At 62.6% G+C, this 21,652-nt stretch carries 21 protein-coding genes and 1 pseudogene; 10 read left to right on the plus strand and 12 right to left on the minus strand.

Annotated elements, in window-relative coordinates:
• Positions 1-31: 31 nt before the first annotated feature.
• Positions 32-1,039 (plus strand): zinc-dependent alcohol dehydrogenase family protein, encoded by a 1,008-nt coding sequence (locus tag QA637_RS09880; protein ID WP_153441442.1) that lies wholly within the window; start codon positions 32-34, stop codon positions 1,037-1,039.
• 13 nt (positions 1,040-1,052) lie between these two features.
• On the opposite strand, the gene QA637_RS09885 is transcribed toward QA637_RS09880, so the two are convergent.
• On the minus strand, positions 1,053-1,481 hold the full coding sequence (locus tag QA637_RS09885) for a GFA family protein (protein ID WP_283061299.1): 429 nt from the start codon (positions 1,479-1,481) through the stop codon (positions 1,053-1,055).
• Between the two features lie 467 nt (positions 1,482-1,948).
• Here QA637_RS09885 and QA637_RS09890 point away from each other — a divergent pair, with 467 nt between their 5' ends.
• Positions 1,949-2,446 (plus strand): MarR family winged helix-turn-helix transcriptional regulator, encoded by a 498-nt coding sequence (locus tag QA637_RS09890; protein WP_153441455.1) that lies wholly within the window; start codon positions 1,949-1,951, stop codon positions 2,444-2,446.
• Between the two features lie 182 nt (positions 2,447-2,628).
• Here the strand turns inward: QA637_RS09890 and QA637_RS09895 are convergent, their stop codons facing one another.
• From QA637_RS09895 to QA637_RS09915, 5 genes and pseudogenes are all read right to left on the minus strand, one after another.
• Entirely contained in the window at positions 2,629-2,862 is a 234-nt protein-coding gene (locus QA637_RS09895; protein ID WP_153441440.1) for a hypothetical protein, read from the minus strand.
• 762 nt (positions 2,863-3,624) lie between these two features.
• Positions 3,625-4,554 carry a DMT family transporter gene (locus tag QA637_RS09900; RefSeq protein ID WP_153441439.1) on the minus strand — a complete coding sequence of 310 codons (930 nt, stop codon included), beginning with the start codon at positions 4,552-4,554 and terminating at the stop codon, positions 3,625-3,627.
• Positions 4,555-4,732: 178 nt separating this feature from the next.
• Positions 4,733-5,311 carry a TetR/AcrR family transcriptional regulator gene (locus QA637_RS09905; protein WP_153441438.1) on the minus strand — a complete coding sequence of 193 codons (579 nt, stop codon included), beginning with the start codon at positions 5,309-5,311 and terminating at the stop codon, positions 4,733-4,735.
• Between the two features lie 270 nt (positions 5,312-5,581).
• Positions 5,582-5,781: pseudogene (locus tag QA637_RS09910) on the minus strand (DUF3095 family protein); the annotation flags it as partial.
• 195 nt (positions 5,782-5,976) lie between these two features.
• Complete coding sequence (locus tag QA637_RS09915; RefSeq protein ID WP_153441437.1) at positions 5,977-6,372, minus strand: organic hydroperoxide resistance protein; 396 nt, start codon at positions 6,370-6,372, stop codon at positions 5,977-5,979.
• Between the two features lie 387 nt (positions 6,373-6,759).
• Here QA637_RS09915 and QA637_RS09920 point away from each other — a divergent pair, with 387 nt between their 5' ends.
• The 3 genes from QA637_RS09920 (at position 6,760) to QA637_RS09930 (ending at position 11,389) form a co-directional block, all read left to right on the plus strand.
• Complete coding sequence (locus tag QA637_RS09920; RefSeq protein WP_153441436.1) at positions 6,760-9,201, plus strand: phosphoketolase family protein; 2,442 nt, start codon at positions 6,760-6,762, stop codon at positions 9,199-9,201.
• Positions 9,202-9,231: 30 nt separating this feature from the next.
• Complete coding sequence (locus QA637_RS09925; RefSeq protein WP_283061301.1) at positions 9,232-10,551, plus strand: glucoamylase family protein; 1,320 nt, start codon at positions 9,232-9,234, stop codon at positions 10,549-10,551.
• Positions 10,552-10,786: 235 nt separating this feature from the next.
• A complete protein-coding gene (locus tag QA637_RS09930; protein WP_153441434.1) occupies positions 10,787-11,389 on the plus strand; it encodes a sulfotransferase family protein in 603 nt (200 codons plus the stop codon).
• Positions 11,390-11,464: 75 nt separating this feature from the next.
• Here QA637_RS09930 and QA637_RS09935 read toward each other — a convergent pair whose 3' ends face one another.
• The 6 genes from QA637_RS09935 to gfa form a co-directional block, all read right to left on the minus strand.
• Entirely contained in the window at positions 11,465-13,198 is a 1,734-nt protein-coding gene (locus QA637_RS09935; RefSeq protein ID WP_153441433.1) for an adenylate/guanylate cyclase domain-containing protein, read from the minus strand.
• A 105-nt stretch (positions 13,199-13,303) separates the two neighbouring features.
• Positions 13,304-14,041, minus strand: coding sequence for an NUDIX hydrolase (locus QA637_RS09940; RefSeq protein ID WP_153441432.1), 738 nt, complete (start codon positions 14,039-14,041; stop codon positions 13,304-13,306).
• Between the two features lie 2 nt (positions 14,042-14,043).
• A complete protein-coding gene (locus QA637_RS09945) occupies positions 14,044-15,150 on the minus strand; it encodes an endonuclease/exonuclease/phosphatase family protein (protein ID WP_153441431.1) in 1,107 nt (368 codons plus the stop codon).
• Between the two features lie 200 nt (positions 15,151-15,350).
• The gene (locus QA637_RS09950; RefSeq protein WP_153441430.1) at positions 15,351-16,271 is read right to left on the minus strand and encodes a ketopantoate reductase family protein; all 921 of its coding nucleotides are present in this window, start codon (positions 16,269-16,271) and stop codon (positions 15,351-15,353) included.
• 99 nt (positions 16,272-16,370) lie between these two features.
• A complete protein-coding gene (locus tag QA637_RS09955) occupies positions 16,371-17,150 on the minus strand; it encodes an SDR family NAD(P)-dependent oxidoreductase (RefSeq protein ID WP_184108556.1) in 780 nt (259 codons plus the stop codon).
• 117 nt (positions 17,151-17,267) lie between these two features.
• On the minus strand, positions 17,268-17,843 hold the full coding sequence (gene gfa, locus QA637_RS09960) for an S-(hydroxymethyl)glutathione synthase (RefSeq protein WP_153441454.1): 576 nt from the start codon (positions 17,841-17,843) through the stop codon (positions 17,268-17,270).
• Positions 17,844-18,030: 187 nt separating this feature from the next.
• Here gfa and QA637_RS09965 point away from each other — a divergent pair, with 187 nt between their 5' ends.
• The 5 genes from QA637_RS09965 to QA637_RS09985 all read left to right on the plus strand — a co-directional run bounded on the left by QA637_RS09965 (position 18,031) and on the right by QA637_RS09985 (position 21,644).
• Entirely contained in the window at positions 18,031-18,768 is a 738-nt protein-coding gene (locus tag QA637_RS09965; RefSeq protein WP_428843109.1) for an adenylate/guanylate cyclase domain-containing protein, read from the plus strand.
• A 248-nt stretch (positions 18,769-19,016) separates the two neighbouring features.
• On the plus strand, positions 19,017-19,661 hold the full coding sequence (locus QA637_RS09970) for a lysophospholipid acyltransferase family protein (protein ID WP_153441429.1): 645 nt from the start codon (positions 19,017-19,019) through the stop codon (positions 19,659-19,661).
• Complete coding sequence (locus QA637_RS09975; RefSeq protein ID WP_153441428.1) at positions 19,658-20,608, plus strand: phosphatidate cytidylyltransferase; 951 nt, start codon at positions 19,658-19,660, stop codon at positions 20,606-20,608. Before QA637_RS09970 ends, QA637_RS09975 begins: the two co-directional genes overlap by 4 nt.
• Positions 20,605-20,997, plus strand: a complete 393-nt coding sequence (locus tag QA637_RS09980) for a hypothetical protein (RefSeq protein WP_283061304.1) — start codon at positions 20,605-20,607, stop codon at positions 20,995-20,997. The genes QA637_RS09975 and QA637_RS09980 overlap by 4 nt, the downstream gene beginning before the upstream one ends.
• A complete protein-coding gene (locus tag QA637_RS09985) occupies positions 20,994-21,644 on the plus strand; it encodes a CDP-alcohol phosphatidyltransferase family protein (RefSeq protein WP_153441426.1) in 651 nt (216 codons plus the stop codon). The genes QA637_RS09980 and QA637_RS09985 overlap by 4 nt, the downstream gene beginning before the upstream one ends.
• The last annotated feature ends 8 nt before the right edge of the window (positions 21,645-21,652 follow it).

Here is a 21,652-nt window from a genome sequence, read left to right on the forward strand (position 1 = left end):
ACAGCGCGCTGGCATAGCTCATTCAGTTAAAATGTTTTGGAGTTGTGCCGATGGTCCGTGTCGTCCGTTTCATGAGCTCGGTGGTCCCGAGGTCCTGCGCATCGAGGATATCGATGTTGCTGGGCCCGGTTCGGGCGAGGTCCAGATCCGCGTCAAGGCGCTTGGCCTCAACAGGGCCGAGGCGCTGATCCGCTCCGGCACCTATATCGAGACGCCGCCGCTGCCCTCCGGTCTGGGTCTCGAGGCGGCGGGCATCGTCGAAGCGGTCGGTGAAGGTGTGGAGGATTTCGCACCGGGCGACGCCGTTAGCGTCGTGCCGCCCCCATCGATGGTCCGCTGGCCTGCCTATGGCGAGCTTGCCAGCTTTCCGGCGAGGCTCGTCGTCAGGCACCCGCCATCGCTGGGCTTCGAAGCGGCCGCCGCCGTCTGGATGCCATATCTCACCGCCTATGGCGCGCTGATCGACATCGCCGGACTGCGCCGGGAGGATTTCGTCGTCATCACCGCCGCATCGAGCAGCGTCGGACTCGCCGCGATCGAGATTGCCAACAGGGTGGGCGCGACCGGGATCGCCGTCACGCGCACGTCCGCCAAGAAGCAGGCCCTCACCGAATTCGGCGCCGCGCATGTGATCGCCTCCGCCGAGGAGGATCTCGAAGCCCGACTAAGGGAGATCGTCGGCCCGGCGGGCGTGCGCGTGGTGTTCGACGCAGTCGGCGGCCCCGTCTTCGAGCCGCTGACGGCGGCCATGTCACGGGGCGGCACCCTCATCGAGTACGGCGGCCTGAGCCCCGAGCCCACGCCCTTCCCGCTCTTTGCCGTGCTGAGCAAGAGCCTGACGCTGCGTGGCTACCTGGTCCATGAGATCGTCGCCGATCCGGCGCGGCTCACTGCCGCCAAGAGCTTTGTCCTCGATGGGCTGGCGGACGGTTCGCTCCGGCCAGTGATCGCCAGGACCTTTCCGTTCGAAAAGATCGTCGAGGCGCATCGCTTCCTGGAGTCGAACGAGCAGTTCGGCAAGGTCGTCGTGACGGTGTGAAAAGCGGCACGCCTCAATCGCCGGGAAAGCATTCGTATTGCGGCAGGTCGTCGGTGATCTGGAACCATTCCGCCTTCGACCCGACGAAGATGTGCGCCGAGGGCCGGATCGCCGGCGCATCGACGAGCGTGCCGAGCGTCACATGCGCATAGGCACCCTCGCGCACGACGGAATAAAGCAGTGAGCCGCAGGCCGAGCAATGAACGTCATGCGCCTCACCCTCGTCTCCATAGACGAGGCGCGCGTCCTCGCCCCGAACGAGGCTGAGTTCGCCGCGCTTGACGCCGGCGAACGGTTTGAAGGCCGAACCGGTGGCACGCCGGCAATTCGAGCAATGGCAGTTCATCGCATATTCGAACCGGTCCGCCACCCGGTATTCGACTGCCCCACAGAGACATTTGCCGGTCAGCATCCTGGCGGTACCGGAACTCGTGTCAGCCATGACCTCCTCCTGTCCTTGGGCGGCAAGCTACACGACAGTCCACCGAATCCGCAACCGCTCGCACCGACCGAGGCAAACTCCGGGCCCGCTCCGCTTTTGCGTTTCAAAAAGTTGGAGCGAAACCGGGTCGCGGCGAAGCAATTTCGCAGAAGTGTGCTGACACCCCTCTGCCCTGCCGGGTATCTCCCCCACAAGGGGGAAGATTGGCAAGGCGCGGGCTCCCCCGCGTGTCTCCTCGACAGGGTCAACCTCACTCTAGGAGGTGGCGGTGGTGCAGAGCGGTGCCTCCTCGGTCTCCTCCCTTGTGGGGGAGATGCCCGATAGAGGGGTGTCGCCCTCGGGAGGTAGAAGAGGCCGCTTAAATCGGATGCGATCCAGATCGCTCGAACCGCATCAATACCATTGCGATTTAATCGGATACGATTTATATAAACTCCGACAGCAAAGAACCGGATTGAATAATGCCCATGACTCCTTCCCAGACAGCAAAGAACCAGGACGCGATCACGCCCGATTCCCCGCAGCCAGGCAAGGAAAAGCCGAAGCTGGCGAACTTTCTGTGCTTCGCGATCTACTCGGCAAATCTTGCCTTCGGCCGCGCCTACAAACCGATCTTGGATGAGCTTGGCCTCACCTACACCCAGTACATCGCCCTGGTGGCGCTCTCCGAAAAGGACGACCAGACGGTCGGCGAACTCGGCGAAAAACTGTTCCTCGAATCCAACACGCTGACGCCGATCCTCAAGAAGCTCGAGCAGATCGGTCTGATCAGCCGTCGCCGCGACCCGGAAGACGAGCGCCAGGTTCGGGTGAGCCTGACCCCGGCCGGCCGCAGCCTGGTAGACGCCGAGCCCGGCGCGTCGCTGACGGATGCCACCGGGCTCGGAGACGACTTCCACTCGGTACAGCAGAGCGTGGCGAGGCTGCGCGACAACCTCCTGCGCGCCATCCAGGGCGAGCGGTGATCGGCTTACTGCATGTCACGGAACAAAGTGTGAGCTTCGGAATTTATAGGACGTCGTCCTTCATCCGAGGTCGGCGTACACGCCACACACAAACCAGCAGCAGTGTCCGCAATCCGGCGGGCACTGCCGGGGTTGCGGCAATGTCCCTAGTGCGCAACGGAAGAGCCAGGCTCGCACTGGCGTTACCACGTCACCGACAAAAGCTTCGGGCCATCAAAAACCAGGAGATGGAAGATCTGTTCGAAGCCTACGCTCTTGCCGCGGGAGCCATCGAAAGCCTGCGGAACGAGTATCCTCTGCGGGAGGAACTGTTGCGCGAATATCAGAACCTTTGCCTCGACATGCAGGCCGAGGTTGTGGCGTTTCTGGAGGGCGGCCCTGCCCCTGACGCCCCACAGCCGCAAGATGGATGACAAGCTCCCGTCCGGCTCGGACAGGCCTGTAATTAATCCCTTCGTTGAATGAGCAGCAGCAAACAGAGCCCCAGTCATCTCTCAGGGCTCTGCTCTAAATTGCTACTGAAAAGGAATGGGTGATGATATGACCGCTACAAAGTTGTAGCCGAATCATTCTGCCAAACTGAAATTGCATGTCTACTAGCCCATAAGAGCTATTCTGTGAGCGCCGGCGGGAACGCCCAGCACCGCGCTTTTTATCAGACGCGCAAGGGATGCTGCGCCGCCTGCATCGACGTTTCCGGAAGCAGTGAAAAAAGAGCCCGCCATTTGGAATGAAACCGGCGGGCCTGAGTTTGACGTCAATAATGTTGGCCCTGCAATCGTGCCAGAATTGGCCGATTGTCCGCCAAAGCGCGTCGCGTTCAATCGGCGTCGTGCGACGCGCTTGGGTCATTGATCTCATGCATGTCGTTGTCCCGAAAACCGGCACACCCTTTTTGGCGACATGCACTAAATCGATAGGGCCACCAATCGCCGCTTGCGGCGGCAACGGCATTGCCTACGCGAGCGTGTTCGCCATTTGTTGGGTGAGAAGAGGCCACCATCCAAAGGAATTAAAGAAGCCCACTTCCGGAGAAGTGGGCCCTGAAAACGTGCTAAAATGGTTTAACAACACGAGTACAACCTGCCAGATTTTTCCCACTTTTCCACTAACATTTTGGGGGTAATCGCGATCCGGCGTCCATGATGTCTTGACTCGTCATCGACCGACCGGTGGCCCTATGCCGCGTGAGTCGGCTTTTGCGATCGCGCGACGATGATGATGCCGGCGAGCGAAACGACCAGCCCGCCGGCCATGGCAAAGGACAAGGGCTCGCCAAACATCACCCAGGCCCAGATCATCGTCACCGGCGGGCTCAGATAGAGGATTGCCGTAACCCGGGCCGGAGACGATTTGCGAAGGGCGATGTAGTAGAGGCTCCATGCTCCGAATGTCGCGACGAAGACGAGCCAGAGAATGCCGCCGATGAATCCCCTGTCGAGAACCGGGAGAACAGCTCCCTCGTGCCAGGCGAACCCGGCGAAGATCGCGGACGCTGAAAGGCACTGGATGCACAGGCTCTGGTAGACGGGCATGGCGCTGGTGGGGCTGCGTTTCTGCAGCAGCGTCGCCATTGCGAGCGAAAGCGTGCCGAGAACAGGCAGGCCATAGGCCCAGAGCGGCACGTCGCCCATGTTGAGTGACCAGCCAGAGGCGATCAGGACGCCGGCCATGCCGAGCAAGGATCCGAGCCACTGGCGCGCTGTCAGCGCCTGCCCGAGGACTGGCCAGGACAATATCGCGACCGCCAGCGGCAGCATGTCGGCGATCAGGGCGACGAGGCCCGTTGGCACCCCATAGGAGATCGCAAGCGCGAACCCGGCGAGGTAACCGGACATCGCCAGCGCGCCGAATAACATCTGCGAGAAGGCATCTTTCCACCTCATCGCCGGCCCCATGATGAGCGCAAAGGGAAGCAGGAGCAGCCCGGACACGAGGCTTCGCCAGAGAAGGATCAGGAATATCGGCGCGTGATCGATCGCAAACCGGATGCCGACGAAGCCGGCGCTCCAGGAAATCACCAGAGCCGCTTCGAGAATGACCAGGATGAGAACCGACCAGATTCCCTTTCTCGTGCGGTACGAGGCCGCGGCTACAGCTTCGCTCATTTATGGGGTCCGTTCTGGCGTTGGCAGAAGTTGTGAGAATTCGGAAGACTTGAGCGCGGGAAAAAAACGCGCTCTTACAGCGCCGCGCGTCTAACCAGAGGTGCAACAGTGGCTGTAGAACTTTGAATCGTTGCGGGATGAAAACTGCGCGCGGCTTTCCGCCAGCATCTCGCGCTACTTATGAAAATCGCTCCAGAATCGAGATAGCGATCTTGCGCGCCGTCTTCAGCCGTGCGTCATGCCCGTCGAGACCCGCACGCGACATCGCGCCCTCGAGCAGAAAGGAAAGATGTTGCGCGGTCTCGTCGATCGAGACGCCGGCTTCCGGTTGCATCTCGAGGAGGTGTTCCTTGAACAGCCTCTCCACCTCTTCCTTCTGGACGGCGACGACCGCCCGGCCGGGATCACCGACGGGAAGCTCCGCCGCGGCATTGAGGAGCCCGCACCCTCGAAACCCCCACTCATAGGCAAGGGCCGCATGGTCCACATAGGAATCGAACACCGCCAGGATACGCTCCTGCGCAGTTGTCGCGTTTCTCAGCCGCTCCCGATAGACGTCCCGCCATTCATCGAGACGTCGCTGCATATACGCATTGACGAGATCCGCCTTGGACGAAAAGTTGTTGTAGAGGCTCATTTTCGCGACCCCCGCATGGGCGGTGATCGCATCGATCCCCGTCGCCCCCACTCCCTCGCGGTAGAACAGCTCGGCAGCGGCGTTCAGCAGGCGCTCCTTGGCAGGCGTTCGCTCGGTCATTTTGTCTCTCCAACTAATAGGCAGACCGATCTACCTATTTCGGCGACCTGTCAAGTCTGCCTTGCGCAATTATTCGCGCTGGATGGGCAGAAGGCGATTCAATGAACATGCAGCAGTCTCCCAGCGTCGCCGACGCCGTGCGGCGCGTCCGCGCCGTGAATGACTTTGGAAGGTCACTATGCGGCTCGGTTGATCGCGGAGGTTGAGGCTGATAACGCCGCGAGCGGGAAGAAGTTGATGTTTCTTCACCTTACGTGACGACGCAGCGGCAAGCTCCTTCGCCTCCCTGGTCTCGGCCGCCTTGGCATAGCCGCCGTCCACGCCATCGAAGAAATGCAGGTGCGACTCCGACCGGCCGAAGGCACGAGGCAGCTCATCAGGGCATGGGACTGGCGATCCAGTCCGAAGTCGACCTCTCCGCGCGCCTTTGCCGTGACAAGGATGGCTTCGACCGTATTGATCTGTTCAGGCGGCTGTCGGGCATTCGCGTGTCCTATCTTGTTGTCGTGTCAGCAAATTCGGCGAGGCGTCGGGTCCGCCTGCCGGGGCGGCTCACTGCTTCGCTGAGTGAACCGCCCTGCCCTTTGAAGACTCAGCAATTCGGACGGAAAACCGCTTCGCACATTCCCTGGAATTGCTTGAGAGGAAGACCGGACTGATCCCGTTCAGGCGAGGCTGGTAGTCACGTCGATGTTGCCGCGCGTTGCCTTGGAGTATGGGCAAATGCCGTGCGCCGCCTCGATCAGCTCCTCTGCAAGCTCGCGCTCGACCCCCGGCAGGCTCACGTTCAGGCGCGCCCGGAGGAAATAGGAGCCGTCATCGAGGTTCAAGTCGATCTCGGCGTCGACCTCGGGTCCGGCCGGAAGCTTGACGCTTCGCTGCGAGGCGGCGAGCTCGATCGCTCCGATGTAGCAGGCAGACCAGGCTGCCCCGAAGAGCTGTTCCGCGGCCGGGTGCGGCTGCGAAAGCTTCAGGTCGAGCTTGCCGTCGCTGCTCCGCGTGCCGCCATTGCGGCCGCCGGTGTTGTGAGTCTTGCCGGTGAAAAGAAGCTTCTCGGTCATGGGAAATCCTTTCTGTTTCAATTTACATCGTATCCGCTTCAATCGGATGCGCGTTAAATACGTGAGAGAAAGGGTGATGTCAAGCGGTTTCGATTTAATCGGATGCGATTTATTTGATGGCCAGATCCGCGGACGGGCGTTCATTCTGATTTTTCCTGTGCCCGGAGCGCTTTTTGTGCGACATTGTCGCTGCCCATTCTGGAGGCAGTACGGCTCTGTGTGTCTCTAAAGTGCTACAGCGTCCCTTTCGCGTCTTATAAGACGCGCGGCGCTGTGGGGGCCGCAGCGGATATGGAGGATATGCCGCTGCCGCGCGTTGTGAGTTCCGACGTCCGCATCTCGTAAATCGTCGCCCTGTGACATTCCGGCTTCGATCAGGAGGATTCGATGTCTACGCTTGAAACCGCACACGAAATCCAAACCGATTCCCCTCTTTCGCCTGACGAGTTGCATCTGCTCGATGCTTACTGGCGGGCTTCCAACTATCTCTCGGTCGGCCAGATATACCTGCTCGACAATCCGCTGCTCAGAGAACCGCTGAAGCGCGAGCACATCAAGCCGCGATTGCTCGGCCACTGGGGAACCTCCCCGGGCCTCAACATGCTCTATGTGCACCTGAACCGGGTCATCAAGCGCGACGACCTCAACATGATCTACGTCATCGGCCCCGGCCACGGAGGGCCGTCACTTGTCGCTCACGCTTACCTCGAAGGCACGTACAGCGAGGTCTATCCCAATATCAGCCAGGATGCGCAGGGCCTGAAGCGGCTGTTCAAGCAGTTCAGCTTCCCCGGCGGCATACCGAGCCACGTCGCGCCCGAAACGCCCGGTAGCATCCACGAGGGCGGCGAACTCGGATACGCGCTCAGCCACGCCTATGGCGCGGCATTCGACAACCCCGACCTTATCGTCGCCTGTGTCGTCGGCGACGGAGAAGCCGAGACCGGGCCGCTTGCGACCGGTTGGCAGGGCAACAAGTTCCTAAATCCCGCCCGCGATGGCTGCGTGCTGCCGATCCTCCACCTGAATGGCTACAAGATTGCCAACCCCTGCTTCCTCGCCCGCATCCCCAAGGAGGAGTTACGGAAGTACTTTGAGGGCATGGGCTATAAGCCATATTTCGTCGAAGGACGCGACCCCGAGGACGTCCACCGGCAGCTCGCCGGAGTGCTAGACACCGTCGTCGGCGAAATCCGGGAAATCTGGGCCGATGCGCGAACCAACGGCAATCTCAAGCGCCCGGCATGGCCGATGATCGTATTCCGCACGCCAAAGGGCTGGACATGCCCGGCTGAGATCGACGGCAAGAAATGCGAGGACTACTGGCGTTCGCACCAGGTGCCAATGGGCGAGATGGACAAGCTGGAGCATATCCAGATCCTCGAACAATGGATGAAGAGCTATCGGCCGGAGGAGCTTTTCGATGACGACGGCCGGTTCAAGGCTGAGATCGCAGCGCTCGCTCCGGCGGGCAATCGCCGCATGAGCGACAATCCGCACGCCAACGGCGGACTGCTCCTGCGTGATCTGAAGATGCCGGATTTCCGCGACTATGCCGTCGAGTTTTCCGGCCACGGTGCGACAGTCGCCGAGTCGGCCCGCGTCATGGGCATGTTCCTGCGCGACGTGATGAAGGCGAACATGGAGAGCAAGAACTTCCGGCTGTTCAGCCCGGACGAGAACAACTCCAATCGCTGGCAGGATGTGCTGCAGGTGACCAACCGCTGCTACATGGCGGAGATCTATCCGGAAGACGACCATTTGTCGCCGGACGGCCGTATCATGGAGGTGCTGAGCGAGCACCAGTGCCAGGGATGGCTCGAAGGTTACCTGCTTACCGGCCGCCACGGCTTCTTCTCCTGCTACGAAGCCTTCATCCACATCATCGACTCGATGTTCAACCAGCATGCCAAGTGGCTGAAGGTGTGCAACGAGATCCCGTGGCGCAGACCCATCGGCTCGCTGAACTACTTCCTGAGCTCCCATGTCTGGCGGCAGGATCATAACGGCTTCAGCCATCAGGACCCCGGCTTCATCGATCACGTGGTCAACAAGAAGGCCGACGTGATCCGCGTCTACCTGCCGCCGGATGCCAATACGCTGCTGTGCGTGACGGACCACTGCCTGCGCAGCCGCGACTACGTCAACGTGGTCGTCGCCGGCAAGCAGCCGGCACCGCAATGGCTGACGATGTCGGAGGCCGTGCGGCACTGCGCCATGGGCGTCAGCATCTGGGATTGGGCGAGCAGTGACCAGGGCAGCGAGCCCGATGTGGTCATGGCCTGCTGCGGCGACGTTCCAACGCTCGAAACGCTGGCGGCGGTGCAGCTGCTCCGTGAACACCTGCCGGAGTTGAAGGTCCGGGTCATCAATGTCGTTAACCTGATGAAGCTGCAGCCTGCGAAAGAGCACCCACATGGCCTGTCGGACCGCGATTTCGACGGCCTGTTCACGCGGGACAAGCCGATCATCTTCGCTTTCCATGGCTACCCGTGGCTGATCCACCGGCTCACCTATCGCAGGACGAACCACGATAACCTTCACGTTCGCGGCTACAAGGAAGAAGGCACGACGACGACCCCGTTCGACATGGTGGTGCTGAACGAGCTTGATCGCTTCCACCTCGTCGAGGACGTCATCGACCGGCTGCCGCAGCTCGGTGCGCGGGCGGCCTATTTCAAGCAGGCGATCCACGCCAAGCTGATCGAGCATCGCGAGCATATCGAAAAATACGGCGACGACATGCCTCAGATTAGCGGATGGAAGTGGGGAGCGAAGAGCACACCGCCAGCCCGCCCGAGGACATCGACCGAGGGAGACAACGTCTGAGCGAGACTGCTGGCGTAGCGGACTAGCAATATGTCACGGATGCTCTCGATCGCCCCGAAACTCGAGCGCATGCCGACCGAACAGGACCTCGGTCGGCTGCAGTTCACGACGATCCTCTATTGCCTCCATTGCACCAACCCGGACAACGGCCTCGTTCGCGACAAGACCGCGCCTGACGCGCCGGCGAGCATCGCCGCCATCGGCATGGCACTGGCGACGCTTCCTGTGGTCGTCGAGCGCGGCGTCCTGATCCGCAAGTTTGCGGCCAAGCTCGCCCGCAAGAAGCTGGCGTTCCTGCTTGCCTGCCCCGAGGGCCCGGAGCCCGATGCCTCCGGCTACAAGGGCTTCTTCTATCATTTCCTCGACATCGAGACCGGCCGCCGGGTCTGGCAGTGCGAGCTGTCGACGATCGACTCCGCCTTCCTCTTCGCCGGCGCCTTGACTGTGGCCACCTACTTCGACGGAGACAGCGCCGACGAGGTCGAGATCCGGCGGCTTGCCAATACGCTCTACGAGCGGGCCGACTGGAACTGGGCCTGCGACCACGGGCTTACCTTGACCCACGGATGGCGACCGGAAAGCGGCTTCATCCCCTATCGCTGGCGCGGTTACGACGAGGGCCTGCTGCTCTACATCCTCGGATTGGGTTCGCCGACGCATCCGCTGCCGCCCGAAGTCTATGCCGCCTATACCGAAAGCTACGAATGGCGAAACATCTACGGGCGCGAACTGCTCTATTCGGGACCGCTCTTCACCCACCAGCTCTCGCACATGTGGATCGACTTCCGCGGCATCCGCGATGAATTCATGCGCCACCACGACAGCGACTACTTCCAGAACAGCCGACACGCGACCTATGTCCAGCGTGAATACGCCATCCGCAATCCGTTAAACTTTGCCGGCTACGGCGAGCACTGCTGGGGCTTCACCGCGAGCGACGGTCCCGGCTGGATCACGAGAAATGGCGATGGCGGGGAAAGGGAATTTTTCGACTACATCGCGCGCGGTGCGCCCTTCGGACCCGACGACGGCACCGTCTCGCCCTGGGTGGTCGTGGCGTCCCTGCCCTTCGCTCCGGAGATCGTCATTCCGACAGTCTGGAACTTTGCGAGGATGCCTTTGGGAATGACCCGCCTCTACGGCTTCAAGCCGTCCTTCAACCGGACCTTCACGGTCGAAGACAGCGACCCGGGCTGGTGGGTAAGCCCTTACCACTTCGGCATCGACCAGGGCCCGGTCGTTCTGATGATCGAAAACTACCGCACCGGCCTCCTCTGGAACATCATGCGCCGCTGCCAGCCGATCGTCGCTGGCCTGCGCCGGGCGGGATTTACCGGCGGCTGGCTTTAGCTGATGTGCGGGCGCGAGCACCGGATGCCGAACGGCTGCGCGAGGGCTTGAGCAAGCGGGGTTGCCGGCCTGAACCCGTCGCCGCGAGGCTTGCCACCAAGCTGCGAGCGCATCCTTCACAAGGCCCTGAAACAAACCTTACGCGTAGGCGGAACGACCGAAGATTGGTAGACTAGACAATCGGCAACGTTTGGGGGCCAGCTGGCCGATCGAGGCGCGCCGGGAGGGGGCGATCATGGCTTTGGACATCATTGGAGCCGGCTTCGGCCGCACCGGCACGCATTCACTCAAGCTGGCGCTGGAGCAGATCGGGTTCGGACCCTGTCATCACATGAGCGAGGTCGGCCGCAGCCCCGAGCAGAAGGCGCTGTGGCGCGCCGCCGGCAAGGGTCAACTGCCAGACTGGGACGAGGCCTATGCCGGCTATCGTTCTGCGGTCGACTGGCCGACGGCACATTTCTGGCGCGAACTCAGCGCCTATTATCCCGATGCGAAGGTCATACTCACAGTTCGCGACCCCGAAGCCTGGCACAGGAGTGTCATGCAGACGATCGGGCCCATGTCGGATCCGGCTACGAACGACCCGGCCTCCTTCGGCGTGGCGGTGGTTGGACAGACCGTATTCGGCGGGCGCATCGGCGACCGCGACCACGCAATCTCTATTTACGAAGCGCACAATGCGGCGGTAACAAAAGCGTTTCCCGCGGGGCGCCTTCTCACCTACGAGATTTCCGACGGCTGGAAGCCGCTTTGTTCCTTTCTCGGGGTGCCGGCTCCCTCCCAACCATTTCCGCACAGCAATTCGACTGCGGAGTTCCGCTCGCAGTTGGCGCGGTGAAGCGCACCAACGACAGGTGCAATTGTCTTGGGCGGTCGGTGTTCCGGCTGCGCCTCCAGCAATTGCCGACTAGGGTCACTCTGGCAGGCCCGCCTTCAGCAATCCCTGGCGAAACAGCTCGCGCTGCTCGGGCCGCTCCAGAAGCAAGCCGCGGTTGATGAAGTCGTCCGTCGAAAAATCCGGACACAGTTTCAGAAGGCGCGCCTTCGCCTCCTCAGTCGCGGCCGCGTTTCCGGATTGCGCATAGCAGGCAACGAGGCGTGCGCAGGTGAACTGACCGGGATTGGGCTGTTCCTTGAGCGCCGCCGCCGCTTCTTCGTATCGCCCGAGGATGTAGAGGGTGTTGCCGAGGGTCACGCTGTACCATTGCGGAGGGAATGGGTTGAGGCGTAAACCCTCGTCGATCCACCGCATCGCCTCGTCGAGCCTGCCACGCCGCGTGAGCAGCCCGCCCATCTGCACCAGTGTGTTCGCATCATTGGGATTGAGCTGATAGGCGCGGCGATAATGCCGTTCCGCCAGCTCGAAATCCCGGCGGAAGTAATGAATGAGGCCCAGCAAGCGCTCGCAGCCACTATCACCCTCATCGAGCCGCACCGCCTTTCGCGCAAGTGCCAGTGCCGCGTCGAGAATGTCGGCCGGCGCGTTGGCATAGCCGCGAAGCGCGAGCCTCGCGAGTGCCAGATATGCGTGAGCGAGCGCAAATTGCGGGTCGCGTTCTATGGCCGCCTCGAACATGAGCCGGGCCTGCTCATTGTCGTCGGGGCCATAGCTGCGCATATGCACGAGCCCACGCAGGTAGAATTCGTAGGCCGCAAGACTCGTCGTCGGCTTGCGCAGCGCCTGTCGGACATTGGCGCTCTCGATCTGCCCGACGGTTGTCGAGACGATCATCCGCGTCACCTCGTCCTGAACGGCGAAAATATCGGTGACGCTCCGGTCGTAGTGCTCCGACCACAGGTGCGCTCCGCTTGCCGCCTCTATGAGCCGCGCCGTGATGCGGATCCGTTCACCTGACCGCCGAACGCTGCCCTCGACCAGATAGGTGGCGGAGAGCCTTTTGCCGATTTCCTTGAGCCCCGCCTCCTTGCCGCGAAAGCTGAAGGATGAACTGGCGGCGATGACGGAAAGCGAGCGAAACCGCGCAAGGCCGCCGATGATGTCCTCGGTAATGCCGTCGCTGAAAAAGTCCTGATCCGGCGCTCCGCTTAGGTTCTCGAACGGCAGGACTGCGATCGACATTCGCGCGGCCGGCGAAGACGTCGATGGCCCCGCCATCGGTGCGTCCCTCCAGTGCCAGACGTGCACGGGCCGCGCAATGTTCTTCAGCGCTACCTCGCCTCCATCCCGGAAATCCGAACGGCACTTTGCGCCAAGCTGCCGGTGAACAATATCGGCGACGCAGATGCCGCCAGGCTCGGCCGACGCCTCCAGGCGGGCAGCGACGTTGACGCCGTCGCCGAACAGATCGCCTCCCTCGATGACCACGTCCGCGAGATTGATGCCGATCCTGAGCAGGATACGATCGTCGAGCGCCACGTCCTTCTGATCGGACGCCAGTTCTTCCTGAAGCGAGATCGCGCAGTCCACCGCGTCGACCGCCGAGCTGAAGACGACAAGCGAGCCGTCGCCCATCAGCTTCACGATGCGGCCGCCCCGGGCAGCGATGTTCGGTGAGAGAATGGAAGCCTGCAACCGCTTGACCGCGTCGAGCGTGGAAGTCTCGTCGGCCTCCATCAGGCGGGAGTAACCGACGATGTCGGTGGCCATAATGACCGCAACTCGCCGTTCGACGCGCTCGTTCATCATCCCGCCTCCACACGCAGCACGTGATAGATTAGCCCGTCCTCATAAAAGTCGAAAGGCATTCGAGCGAGAAGCGGGGCGCCATCCGATCTGCCACGATGGCGAACGCTATCTCCCGTTCTTCACAAAAAGCCATTCGAGGATCGGCGGGATGAAACCCGGATAGTTGTGTGCCTCAGGATCTGGCCCGCGGATCGCCACCGCCTCGTCGATTTCCGGATGCGGGTCGGCCGCGACATGTTCCGCCACCCGCGCAACGATTTCGTCGGCCGTACCCTGCAGCCGGTGGATGCGGAAGACGATCAGGGTGCTGTTCATGTGCACCGCCTGGTAGCCGGGCTCCGCCGTCGCCTCGGAGAGCTCGATGCCGGTCTCCTCCCGCACCTCGCGGACAATGTTGCCATCGAGATCGCAGCGCCCATCGACGATATCCTCGGGTTCCAGCGAGCCGCCGGGGCAGTAGACGCGTCCAGCATTGGCGGTGTGGCTCCCCATGCGGATCGCGATTATCGCCCCGTCCGACGAAAGCAGCAGCGGCATGCCGAAGATATGCAAGGCTTCGGGCGCGCGGCTCCTGCGCCACCAGAGAAAGGTGGAATAGGGAACGATGTGGCCGCTCGCGGCAATGCGTCCGTCCTCGATGCGGATCGCTCGCTGCAGCACCATCCTGCCGTCGAAAAGATGCGGATTGGCGGCGATCTCGCGCTGCCAGCTTTCCCGCGCCCGCTCCACCTCCGCCACATGGAACGGATGCGGCTCCGGGGAAACATCGATTCGGACGACCGAAATCGGAAAGATCGTGCCCTCGGCGGGCCATTCGGCGCGGTTGCTTTGAAGATGGCTCATGGTCAGATATCCAGTGTCATCACGATGGGGCAATGGTCGGAGGCCTTCGGCCGGTCCCAACCGGTGCGCGGGTAGCGCTCCACCTCCTGCCCTTCCGGAAAGATGGTGCGGAATGGCTGGCCGGCGCGGATGATCTCCGGCGTCCGACTGGCATTGCGGCTGTTGAGCGCCGGTGACAGCCAAATATAGTCGAGCTGGCAGAGATGCCGCTCCTGTGGCCCGCGGCTGTGGAACAGCGTCCAGCGGTCGAGCACCGGCCGGCGCAGCATCGGGTTTTCGACGAAACCGTCGAGCGAAAGAATGTCGAGTGCGCTGGTCTCCTCCTCGCTCGGCACGAATTCGTAGCCGTTGCGCCGGTCGCCGCGGATCTCCACCTTCTCCTGGTAGTCGTTCATGTCGCCGCAAATCGCAAACGTCTTGTCGGCGGTGCGGCCCCGCCCGAAGCGGCTTTCGATGATGTGGCGCACGGCCTTGGCTTCGGCGACGCGGAGCGGCATCGTCGCCTGTCGGCCGTCGAGCCCCTCCCGTGCCGGCCCCATCGACTTGAAGTGCACGACATAAAGCGTCAGCGGCCGGCCGCCGATCCTCAAGTCCACCTCCAGGCAGTCGCGCTTGAAAATGCGGTCGCCCGGCCGGTTGGTCTGCGCCAGCTCGTCGTTGAAAAGGTCGAGGTCGGCATAGGTGAGCCCCGCATGGCTCTTGACGTCGAGGCACTCGATCGGCTGGCCGTCGCGGGTCTCCTCGCGCATCAGCACGGCCACATCGATGCCCCGTGAATCGTTGCCCTCGATCAGGTATTTCTGTCGATAGCCATTGCCGACCATGCGGAAGAGATAACCGTATTCGAAGGCCTGCAGCGCAGCCATGTTGTCGGCTTCCTGCAGGCAGAGGATATCCGCGTCGCAATCAGCGATCGCCAGCGCCGACATCTGCCGCGTGTCGTCCGTATGCGCGATCGTGCGCGCCTCCTCCAGCCGCTGATACTCCGCCTCGCTGCGGACGTCGAAAAGCCGCAGCACCCGATCCTGTTTCAACTGATTGCGAAAGCCGGAAAAATCGAAGCGGCTCATGAGGTTTTCAATATTGAAGGTGGCAAGGCGAAGCGACATCAGGCAATTCCGCAAAACAACGTGTCGCGGAGCTTAGGCATTGAACGGCAAATGTCGAGGGGTTCCTGCTGCAGGGTCCGATAAATCGGAGATGATCCGGAGACGAGAATCGCGCGACAAATCAAAGCGCTGGAGAAATCTTTGCGCGTCTGACCAGACGCCTGGCGTTGTCGCCCAACTTCATGCCGGAATGCACGGCATCACCGCGCCGGCGCGCCGTTCGCGTAAAGATGAAGCGCCCGGTAGACCGCCGTGTGCCCCGGGGTCGGCACGCCGAGTTCCTGTCCGAGGGCGTGCATCCGCCCCGATAGCCATTCGAGCTCGATCCGCTTGCCGCGCTGAAGGTCGTTGGCCATGGAAGATTGCGTTTCCGGCGGCAGCATCTGCCAAAGCGACATGGCCTGCTGCACATAGCCCTCCGGCATCGGGTGACCCTTGGCCGCGGCGATCGCCATGCCTTCGTCGCGCAATTGCTCCATGAACTTCCGGCCTTCCGGATCGGCGATGATCGCCCCGATGCCGGAGCGCATCAGGCTGGTGCCGCCGGAAAAGGCCGCAAGAGTCACGAACTTCATCCACAGCACCGGCTCGACATCGTCGACCACCTGGAGGGAGATTCCCTCGGCCCGCGCACAGGCCTCGCGGAAGGCGGCAACCATCAGATCGCTGCGCCCGCCGACCGTCATCTGCGTCATCCCGCTTGTCTGCCTGATCAGACCGGGCTCTTCCAGATAGGTGGACATGTAGATGGCGCCGGCCACGACCTGCGAGCTTGGTACGAAACGCGCGAGGATATCGACACCGTCGACGCCGTTCTGCAACGTCAAGACGGTCGTCTTCGGCCCGACCATCGGGGCGATCGCGGCCCCCGCTTCCTCGCTGTCGTAAAGCTTGACCGCGAAGATCACGAGATCGACGACACCGACCTCGGCGGGATCGTCGGTAGCCTTGACATTCGACAGGCTCACATTGCCGAGCGGGCTTTCGAGCCGGAGCCCACGGCTGCGCATCGCGTAAAGATGCTCGCCGCGCGCGATGAAGGTGACGTCTTCGCCCGCTTTCGCGAGCCTGAGGCCGATATAGCCCCCGATCCCGCCCGAACCCATCACCGCGATCCGCATGGCCTTTCCTCCCCGCGTTTTCCGTCCGCGCAGGATATCAGCTTCGCCAAGCCAAATCACGCCTCCGCCACACCCCGCAATGTCGCCGTCAGACTCGCCTCAGGCAACCGACCAGCCGCCATCGACAAGGAGATTCAAGCCCGTGATCAGCGATGCGGCTGGCGAGGCCAGGAAGACGACGGCGCCGACGACGTCATCGGTGTCGCCGATCCGGCCGAGCGGAATGTGTGCGAGCGTGCGTTCGTAGAAGTCCTTGTCGGAAAGCGCCGGCTTCGTCCCGTCGGTCCAGATGAAGGTCGGGGCGACGGTGTTGACAGTGATGCCGTAGCGCGCCCATTCGGCGGCGAGACAGCGGGAGAGATGGTTGATCGCCGCCTTGCTCATGCAATAGATCGCCTCCCTGCGCAGCGTCACGGTGCCCGCCTGCGAGCTGATGCTGATGATGCGGCCTGCCTTCTGCGCGATCATCTGCCGGCCGACCGCCTGCGTCATCAGGAACGTGCCCTTGACGTTGACGTTCAGAATTTCGTCGAGATCCGCCACGACGACGTCCTCCGCGAGATTGCCGGGCGCGACCCCGACATTGTTGACGAGCACGTCGATCCGCTCGAACATCGCGATCGCCTCAGCAACCGATGTCTCGATGTCGGCGCGTTTCGAAAGATCGAGCTGCACGGGAAGAACTTTCCGTCCCATCTCCTGGACTTCGCCGATCAGTTCCGCGGACGCCGCGATGTCGCGCAGGCCGAGCACGATGTCCGAGCCGGCGGCCGCGCAGGCCAGCGCGCAGGCGCGGCCGATCCCGCGCGAGGCGCCCGTCACAAAGGTCACCTTGCCCTTGAGGCTGAAATCCGGCGCATGCTTGAGTTCGTTTGCCACGGTCGCCCTCCTCCGCTAGCCGCTCGCAAAGCCATGTCGTGAAGCCGACGGGAGCGATTCCGCGCCGGCCCCACTCGGGTGCGCCGAAATCGATCTTACCCCGCCCGCTCCCTTCGATCACTGCTTCAGTGCGCCGCTTTTCTTCGCCACCCAGGTGGCGACGAAGTCCATCAATTCCGGCGACAGGCAGTCATAGGGTTCCAGCCCGATCCGCCTCAGATGATTGCGCACGCCGTTCATCTTCGCGGGATCGACGCCGCTTTCGATGATAGAGGAGACGAAGGCGGCAAAGCCCGGCTCCGGCCAGCCGCTCTCCTCGAACCGTTCGGGATGGATGAAGTCGAGTCCCTGGAAGGGGTGCTCGCGCTCCACCGGCCCGTACATATGCACGCCGCATTCCTTGCAGGCGTGCCTCTGGATAAGCGCGGTCGGATCGACGATTTCGAGCTTGTCGCCGTTTTCGACGACCGTGATGCTGTCATGCGGCGCAACCGCGACGATCGAGAAGGCCGCCCCCTTCGGCTTCCAGCACTTGGTGCAGCCGCAGGCGTGATTGTGGGCAATCCCGCCGCTGACGCGGACCCTGACGGGACGATCCTTGCAGGCGCAGACCAGCGTCCCACCGTTGAAGGTGGCGCTAGCCTTGCCCATGCCGGCGTCAAGATAAGGGTGTAGTGGAACAGGAATTTCCATGCTTTCCTCCCTTAACCGCTCGCCGGGTGCTCCCGTGCCGGCGGCGGCAACCTCATGTTTCATTCTCCCCTTCAGAATATACCACGGAAGGCCGCTTCAATTCGCGCCTCGCTTCCGCGGAGCGGACATTGGCGGCGTACCCAGATGTGCTACGATCGCCGAGCGACAGGAAAAGGGCGGTGGTGAGATGTCGTTTTCTCAATCGAGGATTTGCAAGGGCTGCTGGGAGCAGATGCGCCTTCCCGTGCCTCTGCGCGGACCGGCTTCCATTCCCTTTCGCGGCTTTGGCATCCGCCCAAGCCGGATGAATCCGAACACCTGCACGATTTGCGAACTCATGTTCACGCGCGTGATGAAGGCTCGCAAGATCACTGTTGATGTGTCTGTGCTTTTCGCGGACCTGAGAGGCTATACGACGCTTTCGCAGTCGCATTCGGCAGATGCCGTCTCGTCGCTGCTGGATGATTTCTACGATGAATGTGCCGCAGCCATTTGGGAATTCGACGGTCTTCTCAACAAGACGGTCGGCGACGCGGTCATGGCTATATTCAACTTTCCGATCCCCCGCGAGAACCACGCCGAACGTGCTGTCCTCGCTGCGAGGGAGATTCAGCGCCGCTGCCAATTGCGTCGTGAACGTCACTCGGCTGAGGGTGTCGGACTGCGCGGAAGTGAACTCGGCGTCGGTATCGGCATCGACTCCGGCGAGGCCAGCTTCGGAGAGTTCGGCCGATCGCATCGCGACCTGACTGCGATTGGTACGGTTGTGAATACGGCCGCTCGCGCCCAGTCAGCCGCTGAAGCGGGGCAGATTCTCGTCACCAGGGCCGTTTGTGAGCGGGCGAAGAGCCAACCGGCCGAAAGCGAAGGCCGCGAATACCGCCTGAAAGGCTTCGATAAGCCGATTGAGCTTTACGCAGTCTGAGCACTGTTGAAAGCGGAGCCTGTAGCGAATGTCCGCCATGAGTCGATGGCGGTAATTCGAGCCTGCGGCGGCCTCTGGCGCCAAAACTGGTCATCCCCGCTTCTTGCTCAGCCTCGACCCGGCATGCGCAGCCCTCGGCGGGCCCCGTCGCGTCCCCGCTTTGCACCAAACAACGCGTCTTCCCTGCCGCAATGGCCGTGCTACAGTCTGCGCATGCGTCAAAGGGGGCTGGCGGGGGTGGGATCCGGATGAAGGCTTTGATTGCGAAGGTTGCTGCGGCTGCCTTCGTTCTGTTCGCCCGCGCGATAACCGCGGTTCGCGCCATCTGGCCGGAAGAGGGATTGCCGGCCAAGCCTTGCGTCTATTTTGCCAACCATTCGAGCCACGGCGATTTCGTCCTCGTCTGGGCCGTGCTGCCGCCGAGGCTCCGCCACCGGACCCGCCCCGTTGCCGGCGCCGAATATTGGCTGAAATCGCAAACGAGCGCCTTCATCGGGCGCGACGTCTTCAATGCGGTGCTGATCGAACGTGAACGGGAGAAGCGGACGCAGGATCCGATCGCGCTGATGGTCTCGGCGATCGATGCCGGCTCGTCGCTGATCCTTTTTCCTGAGGGCACGCGAAACCAGACGGAGGAACGGCTTCTCCCGTTCAAGAGCGGCATCTTCCATCTGGTCGATCAGCGCCCGGAGGTCGATCTCGTGCCGGTATGGATCAACAATTTGAACCGGGTCATGCCCAAGGGCGAGATCGTGCCGATCCCGCTGATCTGCACCGTCACCTTCGGCCGCGCGCTCCGCCTCGCACCCGGCGAAGACAAGGAAACATTTCTCGAACGGATGCGGGCCGCTCTCCTGGCGCTTGCTCCGAAACCGGCAGGGAGCGGCGAATGACTGCGGCAGGCTCCGATCTCGTGACCCTCGTCCTCGGCATCTTCGGCGTGCTCATCGTCGCCTCCACGGTCGGCTACATACTCGAGCGACGTCTCGCGACCAACGAACCGAACGCCGCGGTCGAAAACCTCAACGCCCGCATCCGGGCGTGGTGGGCGATGGTCATCCTGATCGGCCTTGCCTTCATCGCCGGCCGGATCGGTGTCCTTTTCCTCTTCGCCTTCTGCTCCTTTGCGGCGCTCAGGGAATTCATCACGCTGATCTACACCCGGCGCGCCGACCACTGGGCGCTCGCCTCGGCCTTCTTCCTCGTCCTGCCGATCCAGTATTATCTGCTCTGGGCCGAGGAATACGGTATCTTCTCGATCTTCATTCCCGTCTATGCCTTCCTGCTTATGCCGATCATCTCGGTGCTCCGGGGCGATACCGAGCGCTTCCTGCTTCGCGTCGCCGAAGTGCAATGGGCCTTGATGATCTGCGTCTTCTGCGTCTCGCATGTACCGGCGCTGCTGACCCTCGACATACCCGGCTACGAGGGGCGCAACGTGCTGCTGATCGCCTTTCTGGTGATCGTCGTGCAGCTGAGCGATGTGCTGCAATATGTCTGGGGCAAGCTCTTCGGCCGCACCAGGATCGCGCCGAAACTCTCGCCGTCGAAGACGGTCGAAGGCTTTGTCGGCGGCGTTGCCAGCGCCACACTGATCGGGGCCGCCCTGTGGTGGATCACGCCGTTCACGCCGCTTCAGGCCGGCCTCATGTCGTTCATCATCACCCTCATGGGCTTTCTCGGAGGGCTGGTGATGTCGGCAATCAAGCGCGACCGCGGCGTCAAGGACTGGGGCCATCTCATCGAAGGTCACGGCGGGCTGATCGACAGACTTGATTCCGTCGTCTTCTCGGCGCCGATCTTCTTCCATCTCGTGCGCTATTGGTGGTCGCTCTCATGAGATCCGTGTTGAGGGACTGGGCGCGCAGCAGCACGGTGCATGTGCTCTTCGCCTTTCTGGCCATGGGCGGCTGGGCGGTCTTCGCCAACAGCGCTCATCCTATGCCGCAGCCGCTTGTTTCCGGGGTCCTGCAAGGCGCGCTATCGGCCGGTCTTACGCTGTTCCTCAAGTCTGTGATCGACGGGCTTTCGAAGCGCTTCAGCGGACCTGAGCGTTTCTGGGCGCCGCCTTTGATCGCCTGCCTCGGCTCGGCGAGCCTGCTGGTGTCGCTCCACGCCCTCGGTGGCACGCCCGAAATACTCAAGACCGTCGCAGTCCCGCTCTTGGTCTCGACGACCTACGCGTGGTCCTACGCTTATTCGATTTCCAGGAAAAGAGGCGAACAATGACCGAGACAGGCGACCGGCGGCCGCTTGCAAGCCGCAACACACGCTGGGCCGGCGCGATCGCTCGCTGGATGGCGGCGCGGGCGATCACGCCCAACCAGATCTCGCAAGCGAGCATGGTGGCCGCGGCTCTCGCCGGCGGTGCGTTCTTCCTGGCAGGGCAGAACATGGGCGGGGTGCGGATCGCCTGCCTGCTTTTGGCCGCCCTGTTCTGCCAGCTCCGGCTGCTCTGCAACCTCTTTGACGGCATGGTCGCCGTCGAGGGCGGCAAGGGCGAGCCGGATGGCCCTTTCTGGAACGAGTTTCCGGATCGCGTCGCCGACCTCCTCATATTCACGGGGCTCGGCTATGGCATCGGCACGCCGGGACTCGGCTGGGCTGCCGGCGCCTTCGCCGTCCTCACCGCCTATGTCCGCGAACTTGGCCGTGCCATCGGGAATCCGAGCGACTTTTCCGGGCCGATGGCCAAGCAGCACCGCATGGCGACAGTCACCGCCGCCGCGGCCCTCTCCATCGCCGAGCCTCTGTGGCAAGGCCACAACGAGGTGCTGATCATCGCCCTCTGGTTGGTCGCCCTCGGCGCGGCGCTGACGGCGTTCCGCCGCGGGCGGGCATTGGTTCGGCGGCTGAAGGAGGCGGGTGGACGCTAGCCCGGCAA

The sequence above is a fragment of the Sinorhizobium terangae genome (genome assembly GCF_029714365.1).
Taxonomy (GTDB): domain Bacteria; phylum Pseudomonadota; class Alphaproteobacteria; order Rhizobiales; family Rhizobiaceae; genus Sinorhizobium; species Sinorhizobium terangae.